This is a genomic window from Simiduia agarivorans SA1 = DSM 21679, from assembly GCF_000305785.2.
Lineage (GTDB): Bacteria > Pseudomonadota > Gammaproteobacteria > Pseudomonadales > Cellvibrionaceae > Simiduia > Simiduia agarivorans.
Genome location: NC_018868.3, coordinates 1,216,700 through 1,231,653 on the forward strand (window position 1 = coordinate 1,216,700; position 14,954 = coordinate 1,231,653).

At 57.4% G+C, this 14,954-nt stretch carries 18 protein-coding genes; 9 read left to right on the forward strand and 9 right to left on the reverse strand.

Annotated features, from left to right (window positions below):
* The first annotated feature begins 162 nt into the window (after positions 1–162).
* Complete coding sequence (locus tag M5M_RS05490; RefSeq protein ID WP_015046476.1) at positions 163–369, forward strand: bacterioferritin-associated ferredoxin; 207 nt, start codon at positions 163–165, stop codon at positions 367–369.
* A gap of 155 nt (positions 370–524) precedes the next feature.
* Positions 525–995: a bacterioferritin gene (bfr, locus tag M5M_RS05495; protein ID WP_015046477.1), complete on the forward strand. Its 471-nt coding sequence runs from the start codon at positions 525–527 to the stop codon at positions 993–995.
* A gap of 25 nt (positions 996–1,020) precedes the next feature.
* Here bfr and M5M_RS05500 read toward each other — a convergent pair whose 3' ends face one another.
* Complete coding sequence (locus M5M_RS05500) at positions 1,021–1,443, reverse strand: HIT domain-containing protein (protein ID WP_015046478.1); 423 nt, start codon at positions 1,441–1,443, stop codon at positions 1,021–1,023.
* Between the two features lie 165 nt (positions 1,444–1,608).
* On the opposite strand from M5M_RS05500, the gene M5M_RS05505 reads away from it, so the two are divergent.
* Positions 1,609–3,333, forward strand: coding sequence for a proline--tRNA ligase (locus tag M5M_RS05505; RefSeq protein ID WP_015046479.1), 1,725 nt, complete (start codon positions 1,609–1,611; stop codon positions 3,331–3,333).
* The gene (locus M5M_RS05510; protein WP_015046480.1) at positions 3,333–3,893 is read left to right on the forward strand and encodes a lytic transglycosylase domain-containing protein; all 561 of its coding nucleotides are present in this window, start codon (positions 3,333–3,335) and stop codon (positions 3,891–3,893) included. The genes M5M_RS05505 and M5M_RS05510 overlap by 1 nt, the downstream gene beginning before the upstream one ends.
* Here M5M_RS05510 and M5M_RS19355 read toward each other — a convergent pair whose 3' ends face one another.
* The 4 genes from M5M_RS19355 to M5M_RS05530 all read right to left on the reverse strand — a co-directional run bounded on the left by M5M_RS19355 (position 3,894) and on the right by M5M_RS05530 (position 7,974).
* Positions 3,894–4,349 carry a BLUF domain-containing protein gene (locus M5M_RS19355; RefSeq protein ID WP_015046481.1) on the reverse strand — a complete coding sequence of 152 codons (456 nt, stop codon included), beginning with the start codon at positions 4,347–4,349 and terminating at the stop codon, positions 3,894–3,896.
* Positions 4,350–4,418: 69 nt separating this feature from the next.
* Complete coding sequence (locus M5M_RS05520) at positions 4,419–5,708, reverse strand: NAD(P)/FAD-dependent oxidoreductase (protein ID WP_016389233.1); 1,290 nt, start codon at positions 5,706–5,708, stop codon at positions 4,419–4,421.
* A 69-nt stretch (positions 5,709–5,777) separates the two neighbouring features.
* Positions 5,778–7,046 (reverse strand): valine--pyruvate transaminase, encoded by a 1,269-nt coding sequence (locus M5M_RS05525; protein WP_015046483.1) that lies wholly within the window; start codon positions 7,044–7,046, stop codon positions 5,778–5,780.
* A 40-nt stretch (positions 7,047–7,086) separates the two neighbouring features.
* Complete coding sequence (locus tag M5M_RS05530) at positions 7,087–7,974, reverse strand: LysR family transcriptional regulator (RefSeq protein ID WP_015046484.1); 888 nt, start codon at positions 7,972–7,974, stop codon at positions 7,087–7,089.
* A 52-nt stretch (positions 7,975–8,026) separates the two neighbouring features.
* On the opposite strand from M5M_RS05530, the gene M5M_RS05535 reads away from it, so the two are divergent.
* The gene (locus M5M_RS05535; RefSeq protein ID WP_015046485.1) at positions 8,027–8,701 is read left to right on the forward strand and encodes a histidine phosphatase family protein; all 675 of its coding nucleotides are present in this window, start codon (positions 8,027–8,029) and stop codon (positions 8,699–8,701) included.
* 15 nt (positions 8,702–8,716) lie between these two features.
* Here M5M_RS05535 and M5M_RS05540 read toward each other — a convergent pair whose 3' ends face one another.
* From M5M_RS05540 to M5M_RS05555, 4 genes are all read right to left on the reverse strand, one after another.
* Complete coding sequence (locus tag M5M_RS05540) at positions 8,717–9,328, reverse strand: MCP methylation inhibitor CheC (protein ID WP_015046486.1); 612 nt, start codon at positions 9,326–9,328, stop codon at positions 8,717–8,719.
* 9 nt (positions 9,329–9,337) lie between these two features.
* The gene (locus tag M5M_RS05545) at positions 9,338–9,703 is read right to left on the reverse strand and encodes a response regulator (RefSeq protein ID WP_024330371.1); all 366 of its coding nucleotides are present in this window, start codon (positions 9,701–9,703) and stop codon (positions 9,338–9,340) included.
* A 64-nt stretch (positions 9,704–9,767) separates the two neighbouring features.
* A complete protein-coding gene (locus M5M_RS05550; RefSeq protein WP_015046488.1) occupies positions 9,768–10,217 on the reverse strand; it encodes a TlpA family protein disulfide reductase in 450 nt (149 codons plus the stop codon).
* Entirely contained in the window at positions 10,214–11,557 is a 1,344-nt protein-coding gene (locus tag M5M_RS05555) for a YihY family inner membrane protein (RefSeq protein ID WP_244431074.1), read from the reverse strand. Before M5M_RS05555 ends, M5M_RS05550 begins: the two co-directional genes overlap by 4 nt.
* Before the next feature lie 128 nt (positions 11,558–11,685).
* Between M5M_RS05555 and arsC the strand changes: the two genes are divergently transcribed.
* From arsC to sppA, 4 genes are read left to right on the forward strand one after another with little or no spacing between them, the layout of a single operon-like run.
* Positions 11,686–12,030 carry an arsenate reductase (glutaredoxin) gene (gene arsC, locus M5M_RS05560; RefSeq protein ID WP_015046490.1) on the forward strand — a complete coding sequence of 115 codons (345 nt, stop codon included), beginning with the start codon at positions 11,686–11,688 and terminating at the stop codon, positions 12,028–12,030.
* Between the two features lies 1 nt (position 12,031).
* The gene (gene wrbA / locus M5M_RS05565) at positions 12,032–12,625 is read left to right on the forward strand and encodes an NAD(P)H:quinone oxidoreductase (RefSeq protein ID WP_016389234.1); all 594 of its coding nucleotides are present in this window, start codon (positions 12,032–12,034) and stop codon (positions 12,623–12,625) included.
* On the forward strand, positions 12,622–13,017 hold the full coding sequence (locus M5M_RS05570; RefSeq protein ID WP_015046492.1) for a DUF2069 domain-containing protein: 396 nt from the start codon (positions 12,622–12,624) through the stop codon (positions 13,015–13,017). Before wrbA ends, M5M_RS05570 begins: the two co-directional genes overlap by 4 nt.
* Before the next feature lie 42 nt (positions 13,018–13,059).
* A complete protein-coding gene (sppA, locus tag M5M_RS05575; protein WP_015046493.1) occupies positions 13,060–14,883 on the forward strand; it encodes a signal peptide peptidase SppA in 1,824 nt (607 codons plus the stop codon).
* Positions 14,884–14,954: the final 71 nt, after the last annotated feature.

The window sequence follows — 14,954 nt, forward strand, 5'->3', positions numbered from 1 at the left end:
GACAGGACCATCGCCATTGAATTTGTATATGGCGACGATAGCAGTAAATTCAAGTACCGCCTCCAAAAAGGTTATTAACAAGAATTATTCTCATAAATTATTGACAATAATTCTCATTACCTTAAACTTTAGCGCATCGAACACGGTTTATGAGCGACTACCATGTACGTTTGTTTGTGCAAAGGCATCACCGACACCCAAATCACCGACGCAGTGGCTGGCGGTGCCACCAACCTGCGCCAGGTCCGCAAGGCGCTGGGCGTTGCCAGCCAGTGCGGCAAGTGCGGTGTACTGACCCAGGAAATCATCAACGAAACCCTGAGCATGCATACATCCGCGGGTACCGAGCTGTTCTACGCGGCCGTTTAACTGAACGATTCGCATTTTTACCTCGTCTCAGATACCCACCTCAGCTCTCAGTAAAACCCTTGCGGATCAACCACTTACAGCGTTGATCCCTTGACAGCCCCGCGCCGTGGTTCCAGACTTGCAGCTTATTACTCATTGCAATGGATGGAACTCCTATGAAAGGCGACCCGCAGGTCATCAAACATCTCAACATCGCGCTCGGTAACGAGCTGGTGGCCATCAATCAATACTTCCTGCACGCACGCATGTACAAGGATTGGGGCCTGAAGGAGCTGGCAGACAAGGAGTATCACGAGTCCATCGACGAAATGAAGCACGCCGACCAATTGGTGGAGCGCATTCTGTTTCTGGAGGGCATTCCCAACCTGCAGGATCTGGGCAAGCTGCTTATCGGCGAAAACGTTGAGGAAATGCTGAAGTGCGACCTCAAGCTGGAGCTCAAGGCGATCCCTGACCTGAAAGCCGGTATATCCTACTGTGAGTCGGTGCAGGACTATGTAAGCCGTGACCTGTTAAAGGATATTCTGGAGTCCGAGGAAGAGCATGTGGACTGGCTGGAAACCCAATTGGGTCTGATTGACCGGGTCGGCATCCAGAATTACCAGCAGTCACAGATGGAAAGCTGAGTCAGCCACGCTGGCTGGGGAGGTATTACGCCGCCTCAAACCCCTCCCCCGCCAACGCACTCACCAACTTATGCACCCTGGCGTTGAATTCGGCCTCTGAATACGCCTTTGCTGGCACCCGCCCCCACACGGGACCAGGCCAGGCAGCATCCTGCTCGAAGCGCGCAATGTGATGGATATGAAGTTGAGGCACCATATTGCCCAACGCCGCCACATTGATTTTTTTCGGATCAAACAGGCTCACCATGACCTCTGCCAGCCGGCAGGATTCGTTCATCAGCTGATGCCTGTCCGCTTCGCTCAGGTGATGAATTTCTGTCACCGCTTCGCGCTCTGGAATCAGCAGACACCAGGGGTAATTGGCATCCAGCGAAAGCCGGACCTGACACAGGCTCATGCGGCCGATCAGGTGGGAATCTTTTTCTAACTGGGCGTGTAGGGAAAACATAGGGCAATTCCGGTTCCGAAAGTAGCGGGCTGTGAGGGTGTGACGCGCAGGCCGGTCACGGCCTCAAGCGGGCCGGAACATCTTCTGCGTTCAACACCTGTACCCGATGGCGTTAGCTCATTAGAATAGCCGGTTTCTACAACCCGAGCTATGGAAGACTACCCCATGCGCGCCAGCCGTTTCCTGATCGCCACCCTCAAAGAAACCCCACATGACGCCGAGGTTATCAGCCATAAACTGATGCTGCGCGCAGGCCTGATCCGCAAACTCGCATCCGGCCTGTACACCTGGTTGCCGCTCGGCTTGCGCGTGTTGCGTAAAGTGGAAAACATCGTGCGCGAGGAAATGAACGCAGCCGGTGCCCAGGAAGTATTAATGCCCGTGGTCCAACCGGCCGAGTTGTGGGAAGAGTCCGGCCGCTGGCAACAATACGGGCCGGAATTACTGCGGGTAAAAGACCGCCACGACCGCCCTTTCTGTCTGGGACCAACCCACGAAGAAGTCATTACTGACCTGGTGCGCAATGAACTCAATTCGTACAAGCAGCTGCCCGCCAGTTTCTATCAGATTCAGACTAAATTCCGCGACGAAATACGCCCGCGTTTCGGCGTGATGCGCTCGCGTGAATTCATCATGAAAGATGCCTACTCGTTCCACGCATCCCAAGACTGCCTGCAGCAAACCTACGATGTGATGCACAAGGCGTACTGCAACATTTTTGACCGCATCGGTCTGGCATACCGGCCGGTGCTGGCCGACACAGGGTCTATTGGCGGCGCTTTCTCGCACGAATTCCACGTACTGGCCGACTCCGGTGAAGATGCCATTGTGTTCAGCGACGGTTCCGATTACGCCGCCAACGTGGAAAAAGCCGAAGCCCTGGCGCCGGCGGGCGAGCGCCCAGCCGCCACCGCATCTTTGACCAAAGTGGCCACGCCCGGCGTCCACACCATTGACGAGGTGTGCAAAGCGCTGTCCATTGCGCCCGGCCAATGTGTAAAAACCCTGATCGTACTGGGACAAGCGGACGACGAAGGCAGGCAGCCACTGGTAGCGCTGGTGCTGCGTGGCGACCACGAGCTGAATGACATCAAAGCCGAAAAACTCGACGGCGTGGCGGCGCCACTGACCTTTGCTCCGGAAGAGCGCATCAAAGCGGAATTGGGTGTCGGCACCGGCTCCCTGGGCCCGGTCAACCTGCCCATTCTCACCCTTGTCGACCGTGCCGCAGCGCACCTGGCAGACTTTGCCTGTGGCGCCAACGAAGACGGTTTCCATTTCACCGGCGCCAACTGGGACCGCGACGCAAAAGCGGCGCGCATCGAGGATCTGCGCAACGTTGTGGACGGAGACCCGAGCCCCTGTGGCCAGGGCACCCTGGCCATCAAACGCGGCATCGAAGTGGGCCACATTTTCCAGCTCGGCACCAAGTACTCCGAAGCCATGGGCGCCAAAGTGCTGACCGAAAACGGCAAAGCGGAAACCATGACCATGGGTTGCTACGGAATCGGCGTGACCCGCGTGGTGGCGTCGGCCATTGAACAGAATCACGACGACAACGGCATCATCTGGCCGGCCGCAATCGCCCCCTTCCAGGTAGCGCTGGTGCCCATCAACATGAACAAATCGGAGGCCGTGCGGGATGCCTGCGAATCGCTGTATCAGTCGCTATTGGCCGCCGGTATCGACGTGCTGTTCATGGATGAAGAAAAAGCGCGTCTGGGTGTCATGTTGGCCAACACCGAACTCATGGGTATCCCACACCGCCTGGTGGTGGGCGACCGCGGCCTGGAAAACGGGGAAGTGGAATACAAAGGTCGGCGCGATGCGGAATCGGTCAACATTCCTTTGGCAAACGCCATCGATCACCTGAAGGCTGCACTCAACTGATGCTGCTCCGCGGTTTGGTGTGGATTGCGCTGCTTTGCTGGCTGAGCGCGGGCGCGTCTGCACAAACCGTGGAAAGAGACGAGGAGCTCAAGCGCCTGCTCAGCCAGGCGGTAGCGTCTTCCGACTCCTTTACCGATAAATACGATGCCGAGGCCTGGCTGATGCTGCAGTCGGGCAAACTCGCGCGCTTTATCAAAGACCCGCAAAAGCGCCTGACGGTACTCAAGGCCGTCCACAGTGAAGCCAAACGGGCGGGCCTGCAGCCAGAATTGGTGCTCGCCGTGATTGAAATAGAAAGTGCCTTCAATCGCTACGCCGTTTCTCGGGTGGGTGCCCAGGGCATGATGCAGGTAATGCCATTCTGGAAACACGAAATCGGTCGTCCTGAGGATAACCTCATCGACATGATGACCAACCTCCGCTACGGCTGCACTATCCTCAAACACTACCTGAACCGGGAAAACGGCCACTGGGCCCATGCGCTGGCCCGCTACAACGGCAGCTATGGAAAATACTGGTATCCGGAAAAAGTCCTCAACGCCTGGCAGCGTTGGCGCTGACTATTGGTTGCCGCGGAAGCGGATATCCGGATGCGCAATCAACCGTTTGATCCAGCGACCGAGTTCAACGCCGTTGGGTTTTTCATTGGCGAGATAAGCGTCGCGGAAATGCCCTATCTCCTCGCCGGGCAGGTCCGGGTGATCATCCAGTAAAAACACATCCATGTTCCAATCCTTGAACGATTTGGCGGCGATCGGTTCATCCATCAGAATGTTGACGTTTTTGTGGCGATTGTCAGCCAAAATCGAATTCATCAGCGCGTCGATGGCCCGGGTACTGCCTTCAAGAATTTGTACAAAATGTCCCTGATCGACAATCAACACCCCACACACATCCAACTCGGCATTGCGCTGCTTGGCAGTACGCTCTATGTCGGCCAGTCCTGCAGCCATTTGCTGCGGGTCCTGTTCCATCAATGCGCAGGCATCACTGGTGTACATTAACAGGCGGGGCATGGGCGGGCTCCAATGGGCTATCTACACCAGCATAGACCAAGCCCTACCCCATACAACCCGCCAAACCAGTTAATGCAATTTGAGCCGCGGTCTGAACACCCGGCTGACCTTCTCGCTGATGCTCAACAAGAGCGTGCGAAGCCAGCCATGTATTGCCGCCTGGTGCATGCGATAGAGTGATATGTACATAATTCTCGCCAAGCGCCCTTCTATCATCATGCTGCCGCGGGTTAGGTTACCCATCAGGCTACCCACGGTAGAGAACCGGCTGAGCGAAACCAGCGACCCGTGGTCTTTGTACTCGAACGCGCGCAACGGCCTGGAGCGACTGATAGCCAATAGGTTGTCGTATACGCAATCGGCCATTTGGTGCGCGGATTGCGCTCTGGGCGGCACATTTTTTCCATCGGACAATGCGCAGGCAGCGCAATCGCCCAGGGCAAAAATCCGGTGATCGCGGCTGGTTTGTAGCGTGGGTTTAACCACCAGTTGATTGATGCGATTGGTTTCCAAGCCGGCGATGTCTTTCATAAAGTCGGGCGCCTTGATACCTGCAGCCCACACCATCAGATCGGCCGTAATCAATTCCCCCTCTGCAGTGCGCAGACCGCCAGGTTCGGCCGCAGCCACCCGCGTCGACACCCGCACCTGCACGCCCAGCTCGGTCAGCTCACGGTGTGCCTTACCCGACAACCGCTCTGGCAACGCGGGCAGAATACGGGGTCCCGCTTCCACCAGAGTGACCGCGAGACTGTCCCGGTTCAGATTCGACAAGCCATAGATACTGAGCCATTCGGCGGCGTTATGCAGTTCAGCAGAAAGCTCAACGCCGGTTGCACCCGCTCCGACAATCGCAATGGCCAGTTTGGTATTGTGTTTCCGATCCGCATCCACGCGAATAAAGCCGTTCAGCATATGCTGGTGAAAACGCTCGGCCTGACGCGGTGCATCGAGAAAAATACAGTGTTCGGCCACACCCGGCGTACCAAAATCATTGGTGACCGATCCCAGCGCCAGCACGAGATAGTCGTAAGACAAACGGCGCTGCCCTACCACTTCACGACCGCGGTCATCCTCAATGGCCGCCAGGGTGATGTCGCGCGCCTCGCGGTCGATGTCGCACAGCGCACCCTGCTGAAAATGAAAATGGTGGCGCCGGGCATGGGCGCGATAGCTGACCGCATCCATGCCTGAGTCCAGCACGCCGGTGGCCACTTCGTGCAATAGCGGCTTCCAGATATGCGTGGCATTTTTATCTACCAGGGTGACAGTCGCCCGCCCCGGTTTGGCCAGTTTACGGCCAAGCTTGGTGGCGAGCTCAAGGCCCCCTGCACCGCCTCCGACAATGACAATTTTCATGGTTACGACTCTCAAGGTTTAAAAACTGGGAGGGCGGATTGCCGCGGGCAAAACGCATCAGGCACTGTGTCATTGGGCACCACCGTAGGCGCGCCGGACTTCTTCACCAATGATCTGAAAACCCTGCTGCACCGTGTGGCTATCCTGCGCGTAGTTCACGCGGATGCATTGGTGTCTGTGGGGCCATTCATGCACGAGGCCGGGGAAGAAGTGATGGCCGGATACCACCAATACACCGCGCGCTTTCAGGCGCTCGTACAAAACCTGACTGGTGATCGGCAAGTCCGGGAACCACAACCATAAAAATATCGCGCCTTCGGGCTTGTGTATCCGGGCAGGCGTGCCGGCCAGCGCCGCGCGTGCCACCGCCACGGCTTCAGTCACTTTGTGCTGATAATGCGGGCGCACCAATTCGTTTGACATGCTGATCAATGCGTCGTTATCGAGCCACGGTTGAACAATCGCGGCACCCATATTGCCACTGGCCAGATTCAACACCGCATTGGCGTTACTGAAGGCGCGGATCACCGCTTCATTGCCCACCACGATGCCCGTGCGCGCACCCGGCAGCCCCAATTTGGATAAGCTCAGTAACAGAATTGTGTTGTCGTTCCACAAGGGTTTGGCATCGGTAAACAGAATATTCGGAAACGGCGTGCCGTAGGCATTATCAATAATCAATGGCACGTCAGCAGCCCGAGCCAACTGATCCAATCGTTGCAATTCCTCATCGCTGATCACATTGCCGGTGGGATTGGTGGGGCGGGAAACGCACACGGCAGCACAATGCTCATCAACGGAAAACTGCTGAAAATCGACGTGGTATTTGAATAGACCGCCGTCCAGCAGCTCGATCGCGGGCTCACTCGCGTGAAAAAAATCCGCACTGAGGCCACTGTCGGCGTAGCCGAGGTATTCCGGTGCCAAGGGCAACCGTATCACCTTGTGACTGCCATCGGATTGCACGCCGGCGAGCAAATTAAACAGGACAAAAAAGGCCGACTGGCTGCCGTTGGAGACGGCGATATTTTTCTCGGTCAGTGCCCATCCGCATTGGCGTTTGAGCATCGCCGCCATGGAACGCAGAAAACGGCTATCGCCCTGGGGAGACTTGTATACACCGAGCGCACCAAACAATTGCGCAGGCTCGTCTGCGATGGCCGCCAGTCGCTGCTTGAATGCGGCTTCCATCGGCGCTATCCGGCTCGGATTGCCGCCGCCCATGAACAACATATCGGGGTTGTCATTCAGTGCGTTACCCAGGTCATCCATCAAGGATGATGCGCCGGTTACGCCCGCGAATTTTTCACCAAACGCCGACAGCTTGATCCCGCTCACACATACCCCCTTAACAAACTCTGCCTACTTTACCGCAACGTCAGTGATTTTGCGGGATTAGTAACTGACGCAACCATTGATGCGCCGCCAGTGGCTCCGAGCGTTTGTGCCAGTACAGGTGCAATTCCAGCTCGGGCAAATCAAATGGCAGTGGTAAGCTGGCCAGCCCGAATCGGTCAGCCAGGCGTACCGGCAGTGTCCACACCAGATCCGTTTCGCGCACAATGTCGGGCGCAACCAGGTAGTGTTGGACCCGCAATTGAATAGTGCGTGCCACCCCCAGCTGCGCCAGCGCCTGATCCACATAGCCCAGGCCCATCCGCCGGCTCGAAACGTGCAGGTGATTGAGGGCCAGATAGGCGTCCAGGTTCCAGGCCTGCGCCAACGCCGGGTGATCCGGTCTGAAAGCGCAGATGTATTGCTCGCGCATGAGCATGGCGCTGAACAGATCGGCCTGGGGCAGTACCGGCGCGTCGATGGCAAAATCCAGTCGTCCGCTGGCCAGTTCTGCCGGCACTTCCCGTCTTGGCAGGGTAAAACTCGATACCGATACCCCCGGGGCCTGCTGACTGACTTGCCGCAGCAGCGGCCCCAGCACCAAGGATTCCGCCAGATCGTTCATGGCAAAATGAAAGGTCTTGTCCGACCGCGCGGGATCAAACAGGCGCGGGCCATCGACACTGGCCGCCAACAAATGCAGTGCGTCGCGCACCTGGTCAATCATGGCATCGGCCGCGGGCGTCGGTACCATGCCGGCCGGCGAACGCTCGAACAGGGGATCACCCAGGCGATCGCGCAGGCGGGCCAGTGCATTACTGACGGCCGGCTGGGTTACGTGCAATTCGCGCGCAACCCGGGTGAGATTGCGTTGGCGGTAAATTGCTTCAAAAACCACAAACAGATTAAGATCCAGCTGGTTGAAATGCATCTACACCATCACTCAAATTGATAACACGGAAAGCAGAACATAGGGATTAATAATGGCAGAGATTTGGCTTGTACGACACGGGCAAGCGTCACTGGGGACGGACAATTACGATCAATTGTCCGATCTGGGCCACCAGCAGGCGCGCTGGCTTGGGCAGCACCTGCGCGCCCGCGCGGCTGACCGGCCGGTACATCTGGTATCGGGCCAAATGGCAAGACAAATCCAAACCGCCGATGGCATTGCCGAGTCGCTGCCGCTAGCAAGCCGCGCGCAAATGGACGCATTTAACGAGTTCGATTTTGAATCGGTGGTGATGAGTTGGCTGGAACAGAACCCCGGCTACCCGTTGGCGCCAAGCCCCAGCGCGGCGGAACTCCGACGACTGCTGTACAGCGCTATGGGCGCCTGGGCCGAGGGGCAGCTGTCATTGCCTGCGCACAAGGAATGCTGGCCCGCGTTTCATCAGCGGGTGGCCAGCGGTTGGCAGCAACTGGCGCCTGCCGCGGATTCAGTCATGATGGTGGTGAGTTCCGCGGGTGCCATTGCCTCGGTTTTACGTCATGTAATGCGCCTGGACAACGCCGCCACGCTCGAACTCAATCTGCAGATCTGCAATGCCAGTCTCACGCGTCTGGTGCGCACGGAATCCGGCACCGCGCTCACCGCCTTCAACGACGTGAGCTATCTTGAGTCGGGCGACAGAGCACATGCCATCACGTTTGCTTAGCCCGACGGGACAGGGTCAGCCGGCCAGCACCTGATCCAACAGATCGAGCAGTGGCTGGTTGAGACTTTCGGGGAATAAAAGCAGCAAATCACACTTGAACGGGTGGTTTTCCAACCGGTAAGGAATTTCAATACTGGTCACATAATCCACCGATACCAGGTCATCCAGGCTGAGCGCCTGCAGATCCTGATGCATGGACGCAACAAAGACCGGCTCAATGGCCAGCTCTCGGCCCGCTAACTCAGCCAAAGTGGCAATGCAGGTTTCGCAGATCACGCTGGTCAACGAAGTCAGTAAATCGCGTTCTTTTTCTTCGCTGTCGAGTGCCAGACCGCGCAGTATCGCCAGGTCGGCCAGTGCTTCATCGGCCACCACCACCATCGCATAGGCCGCGCCCTTGTCAGTACTGAACGACTGGACCGCACCCGACACCCTGGATGCGTCCTGCAAGTGGGGCATACTTTCATACAAAGCCGCCGGCGCCACATAGCGGATCACCGGCACCGGTAATTCCACAAAGGTACCGGTGTAAGCCGCCAGGGATTCGCCCGCCGCGCCCATGGCCACATTGGTCAATTCCTGCAGGCAGTCGCGGTGGGTTTCTGAAAATGGCAGGTCAAAACTCATGGCCACCTCCTACATCAAGCCATACTGGTGCAGCACTTCCGCCAGCTTGTCTTTGTTGATCGGCTTTTTGATGAATTCCAATGCCCCCAGTGCCAACACCCGGTCGCGCGCCTCCGGCTGTATGTCACCAGAGATGACAATCACAATGGATTTGTGGCGTTCGGCCCTGATCGCTTCCAGCACTTCATAGCCATCCATCTCCGGCATGGTCAGGTCCAGAAATACCATTTCGCCTTTGCCGGCCCTGATGGCCTCGATACCCTCCAGGCCATTGGCGGCATAAGTCACCTCCACGTCCCAGCCGTCGGGCAGTGACCGTGTCACCTGCTTGCGCGCCATGTTGGAGTCGTCGCAGATCAGAAGGGGTATAGCCATAAGGAATTAGCGCCAAACACTGAAAACTGTTTCCAGTATAGACAGGGTTGAAGGGAATACGGGGTTATTGCGCGGGAATTTCCAGCCCATGCGCGGAAAAAGCCGCCGCTAGGCTGGCATAGGTCTGCTCGCCCCGAAGCACGGCCACCGTCTCCCCGGCGGGGTTAATCAGGTAACTGGTCGGCAACGCGGAAGGTCGGGGCAATGCCAGGTCACCGGACGCCAGCACGGGGAAACCAATAGCCAGCGCGTCGCGATCGCGCTGTAACTGTGCCAACGGCGGACGATCAAAATTCACCCCCAGCACGGCCAGCGACGGCACCGCCTCAGCCAGTTGATTCAGCTCGGGAATCTCCTTGCGACAGGGGCGACACCATACGGCCCAATAATTCACCAGCTGCCAACGCCCCTCTAGATCCAGGCTTATGACATCATCGCCCACCAGGTACCGGGGTTGTTTTGTACAACTTGCAAGCAACCAGACCAACAGTGCAAACAGTCCCAGGCGACTCATGTGGATTGATTGCCCGCCTTGGCGTCCTGTTCCCAATCGGCCGTGTCGGCAAGTGCCGGCAACGCGGTGTCGGTATCACTCAGCTCGCTGCGCAGCATTTCCAGTCCTTCGCCTTCATCAGGGTATTCCGGTGCTTCGCGCCGGGTGTCAAAAATCGCCGCCAGCGACACATCAAACTGGTGTTCCATGTGGTGATCGATCGACAGCAACCGTGGCGCCAACGCCTCAAACCAACCGAACTGCTGCAAATAGTCTGAGACGCCGGGCATCTGAGGCTCCACACCAACGATATCGGCCAGCGCCCGTAAAGTGAGTGTGGTGAGATCCCGACAAAGGACGTAATCGCCTTGCGCGGTGATAGTGATGACCTTATGCGCCACGAAGGCATCGCGCAGACGCTGCCATTGCTCCGAGCCCACGCCGACATTCAATAAGTCCGCGTCCGACAAACTGTCGCCCTGATGCAACCGGCTGCGGAATTCCCACAATACGATCATGGCAGCCACCAGATCCGGGTATTTCACACTCAGGGTCACTTTATTGTTGGTGGACAACACCCGTACCAGAATCGCACCGCCCAGAATCAGCATCCAGGTGATATTCACCCAGATCAGAAACAGCGGTAAAAACGCAAAAGCGCCATAGATAACGGTAATCGATGACTTGGCCATGATCGCGCCAAAGGCGCGCTTGAGCAGCTCGAACAGGATAGCCACCACCACGCCGCCAATCGCGGCCTTGCGCAGGGGTACGCGGCAGTTGGGCACGGCGGCAAATAACAGCGTGAAGGCAGCAAAAGTCAGGAACAGCGGCAGATAGCTGATCAAGGTACTGGTAATGCTCGCGCCGGCATAGTCGTGCAGCAGGTAGCGCATACTCAGCAAATAGGTGCTGATGGCCAGGCCGGCGCCCAACAGCAAGGGCCCAAGGCTCAGGATTGCCCAATAAATCAGAAAGTTGCTCAGCCCTCTGCGGCCCTGTTTGACACCCCAGATGCGATTAAACGACTTTTCGATGTTTTTCAGCATCAGGTAAGCAGTGACAATCAACAGCGGCACACTGGCCAGGTTCAGCTTGCGCGCCTGGGCACTGAAATCTGCCAGATACTGGGTCACTTCCGAACCGGCCTCGGGCAGAAAATTACTGAAAATCAGTTGATTCAGCTGTTCATCAACGCCGCTGAAGGCCGGGAACAGCGAGAACATGGAGTAGCTCACCGTCATCATCGGCACCAATGCAAACAGGGTCATAAAGGTGAGTGCACCGGCACTCATCTGGCACTGTTTGGCCTGAAACTGTTGCCAGACTTCGCCGATCAGGCGCCACATAGTCATAAACACATTGGTCAAACGGATTCTCCCCGGAGCGCACAGGTATTTTTCAAGCGGCGCTTTCTCAGCATACAATACCGCCATTCTAGCCCGCCAGCGCACTGGCGGTCAGTCATTAACACAACCGGTTCACAGAAATGGTTAAAATTTATCACAATCCCCGCTGTTCCAAATCGCGCGAAACCCTGGCGCTGTTGGAAGCCAAGGGGCTCACGCCCGAGGTGGTGAAGTATCTGGACACGCCACCCACGGTGGCAGAACTCAAGCGACTGCTGAAGGCATTAGGCATCGGGCCAAGAGATCTGTTACGCACGGGCGAAGATGACTACAAAGCGCTCAACCTCGCCAATCCGGCGTTATCGGATACGGCGCTGGTGGAGGCCATGGTCGCCCACCCCAAACTGATCCAGCGTCCGATTGTGGTCAACGGCGACAAGGCCGCGCTGGGCCGGCCGCCGGCGGCTGTGCTGGACATACTCTGATATGAGCCCGTATCTTCTGGTGCTCTATTACTCGCGCCATGGCGCAACAGCCGCGATGGCAGCAGAGATTGCACGCGGCGCCGAAATGGCGGGCATGGCGACCAAAGTGCGGACGGTGCCACCAGTTTCAGCCGATACCCACGCGAGTCAACCCGCCGTACCCGAACAGGGCGATGTGTACTGCACCACCGACGAACTGGCCGGCTGCAGTGCACTGGCATTGGGCAGCCCCACCCGCTTTGGCAATATGGCCGCGCCGCTGAAATATTTTCTGGATAGCACCTCCGACCTCTGGCTCAACGGTGCACTGATCGATAAACCAGCCACCTGCTTCACCAGCACCGGCAGCTTGCACGGGGGGCAGGAGAGCACGCTGTTATCCATGATGTTGCCGCTGCTGCACCACGGCATGGTTTACGCCGGTCTGCCCTACTCCGAACCGGCGTTGCACACCACCCTGAGTGGCGGAGGCCCCTATGGTCCAAGTCACCACGCCCACAGTACAACACCGGTACTCAGCCAGGATGAAATCACCCTGTGCCGCGCCGCGGGAACCCGGCTGGCCAAACTAGCGAACGCACTGAAAAACACATGACCGAACACAACCTTTACCACTTCCCCGACGCCGCCCGTAAAGCCAGACTGGGGCAACGTATTGCACTCATCTCCACCGCGGCATTGATACTCAACGCAGCGGTGGAGCAACTGACCGAACCCTCCGTGCGCTGGACCCTGTTGCTGTTACAATCGATACCGTTACTGATGTTTGTGCCCGGCATGCTGGCGAATCATCACCGCACCTACAGCTGGCTCTGTTTCGTGGTGCTGTTTTACTTTATTGTTGGCGTCACCAACGTCATGTCGCCACTGGCTGATACCTTTGGTTGGGTCTTGCTGGCTGCCAGCACCCTGCTGTTTATGGCGGCCATGATGACAAGCCGCTGGCTGCAACAGGCGTCGGTACATAATTTACCTAAACCGGACTGATAAGATACCGGTCACATTACACTCTTTGTCAGGGACGTTTTCATGTCACAGAAACCCGGCTTTATCCGCCGCTTGTTTTCCGGCCTCTGGGGCGCAATCACCTGGATTCGCTCGCTGCTGGCAAATCTGATTTTTTTGGTGATCGTGCTGGTCATTTTTGCCGCCATCACCGGCCACGAGCCGTTTGAAATGCCGGAAAAAACCGCGCTCAGGATTGCCCCGCAAGGGCTGCTGGTGGATCAGCTCACTTACGTCGACCCCATGAGCCGGTTAATGAGCGAAGACAATGGCCCTCAGGAAACCCGGGTCAAAACCCTGATTGATGCGATCAACCGCGCCGCCGATGACAACCGTGTCACCACCCTGGTGTTGGACCTTAATTACCTTCTGGGCGGCGGCATCAGCAAAATGGAAGAAATAGGCGAGGCGCTGGAAAACTTCCGCAGCCGGGAAAAAGCCATCATCGCCTTTGCCGACAGCTACAGCCAGGACACCTACTATCTGGCCAGCTATGCCGATGAGGTGTATATCAACCCGCTCGGGTCGGTATTCCTGACCGGTTACGGTCGCTACCGCAGCTATTTCAAAGATGCACTGGATAAATTGCAGGTGGATTTCCACGTGTTCCGCGTCGGCGAATACAAAGACTTCATTGAACCCTTTACCCGCAACGACATGTCGGGGGCCTCGCGCGAACACAACAGCCAATGGCTGCACGAGTTGTGGAGCACCTATACCAGCCATGTAGAAGAGCGTCGCAATTTGCCCGTGGGCGCCATCGATAACTACATCAACAGTGCCGATGACTTGCTGGCAAAAGCGGAAGGCCACTCCGCCAACCTCGCCAAAGAGACCGGCTTGGTGGATGGTATTCTGAATCGCACCGGCCTTAAGACCATGCTCACAGAACGCTTTGGTTACGACGAGGAAGCGGAAGATTATCAGGCACTCGATGCAGAGTTTTACCTGTCCGTCACCGACGAAGAACAGAAAAAATTCAATCAGCACGTGGGCCTTGTGGTGGCCAGCGGCTCTATCATGGATGGCGATCAACCGGCCGGCAATATCGGTGGCGACTCCACCGCCCGCTTGCTCGAAATGGCGCGCAATGACGACTCCATCAAAGCCGTGGTATTGCGCGTGGACAGCGGCGGCGGCAGCGCCTTTGCTTCTGAAGTCATCCGCGAACAAGTGGTAGCGCTGAAACAAGCCGGCAAACCGGTGGTGGTTTCCATGGGCTCAGTGGCGGCTTCCGGCGGCTACTGGATTACCGCCGGCGCCGATCAGGTATGGGCCACCCCCACCACCATTACCGGCTCCATTGGCGTATTCGGTGCTTTCCCCACACTGCAAAACAGCTTTGCCAAACTGGGCATCCACAACGACGGCGTCGGTACCACTGAGTTGGCAGGCATCCGCATGGACCGGGCACTGCCAGAAAAAGCCGCACGCGTGATCCAGATGAGCGTGGATAACATTTATCAACAGTTCCTGGCACTGGTCGCCGATGCGAGGGGCACCACCCCCGAGGCCATTCACCAGATTGCACAAGGCAGGGTCTGGACCGGCGCGACTGCGCAGGACATCGGCCTGGTTGATCAGCTGGGCAGTCTGAACGATGCCGTTGCAGCCGCCGCAAGCCTGGCCAACCTGAGCGAATACGGTGTCACCGAAGTGGTAAAACCCCTGTCACCGGGCGAAGCCTTTATGGAACAGCTGATGAAAAATGCCCATGTGGATATGGGTCTCGCGCCATCAGGTTTGCGCACCGCCCTCGCCCCACTGGTTAAACCTTTTGCCATACTGGCGGAAATGAACGATCCGCGCGGCGTTTACGCACGTTGTGAGGAATGTTCCGCGCTGTAATTCCCATACGCCGCACAGGCCACGCCTGTGCGGCTTTCCGATGACCGCCATGGTCCGCTATAATCCAGTTT

Bases quoted from the DNA above. Each gene is read 5' to 3' on its own strand.
- M5M_RS05490 (WP_015046476.1), top strand. From the start codon at position 163: ATGTACGTTTGTTTGTGCAAAGGCATCACCGACACCCAAATCACCGAC.
- bfr (WP_015046477.1), top strand. From the start codon at position 525: ATGAAAGGCGACCCGCAGGTCATCAAACATCTCAACATCGCGCTCGGT.
- M5M_RS05500 (WP_015046478.1), bottom strand. From the start codon at position 1,443: ATGTTTTCCCTACACGCCCAGTTAGAAAAAGATTCCCACCTGATCGGC.
- M5M_RS05505 (WP_015046479.1), top strand. From the start codon at position 1,609: ATGCGCGCCAGCCGTTTCCTGATCGCCACCCTCAAAGAAACCCCACAT.
- M5M_RS05510 (WP_015046480.1), top strand. From the start codon at position 3,333: ATGCTGCTCCGCGGTTTGGTGTGGATTGCGCTGCTTTGCTGGCTGAGC.
- M5M_RS19355 (WP_015046481.1), bottom strand. From the start codon at position 4,349: ATGCCCCGCCTGTTAATGTACACCAGTGATGCCTGCGCATTGATGGAA.
- M5M_RS05520 (WP_016389233.1), bottom strand. From the start codon at position 5,708: ATGAAAATTGTCATTGTCGGAGGCGGTGCAGGGGGCCTTGAGCTCGCC.
- M5M_RS05530 (WP_015046484.1), bottom strand. From the start codon at position 7,974: ATGCATTTCAACCAGCTGGATCTTAATCTGTTTGTGGTTTTTGAAGCA.
- M5M_RS05535 (WP_015046485.1), top strand. From the start codon at position 8,027: ATGGCAGAGATTTGGCTTGTACGACACGGGCAAGCGTCACTGGGGACG.
- M5M_RS05540 (WP_015046486.1), bottom strand. From the start codon at position 9,328: ATGAGTTTTGACCTGCCATTTTCAGAAACCCACCGCGACTGCCTGCAG.
- M5M_RS05545 (WP_024330371.1), bottom strand. From the start codon at position 9,703: ATGGCTATACCCCTTCTGATCTGCGACGACTCCAACATGGCGCGCAAG.
- M5M_RS05550 (WP_015046488.1), bottom strand. From the start codon at position 10,217: ATGAGTCGCCTGGGACTGTTTGCACTGTTGGTCTGGTTGCTTGCAAGT.
- arsC (WP_015046490.1), top strand. From the start codon at position 11,686: ATGGTTAAAATTTATCACAATCCCCGCTGTTCCAAATCGCGCGAAACC.
- wrbA (WP_016389234.1), top strand. From the start codon at position 12,032: ATGAGCCCGTATCTTCTGGTGCTCTATTACTCGCGCCATGGCGCAACA.
- M5M_RS05570 (WP_015046492.1), top strand. From the start codon at position 12,622: ATGACCGAACACAACCTTTACCACTTCCCCGACGCCGCCCGTAAAGCC.
- sppA (WP_015046493.1), top strand. From the start codon at position 13,060: ATGTCACAGAAACCCGGCTTTATCCGCCGCTTGTTTTCCGGCCTCTGG.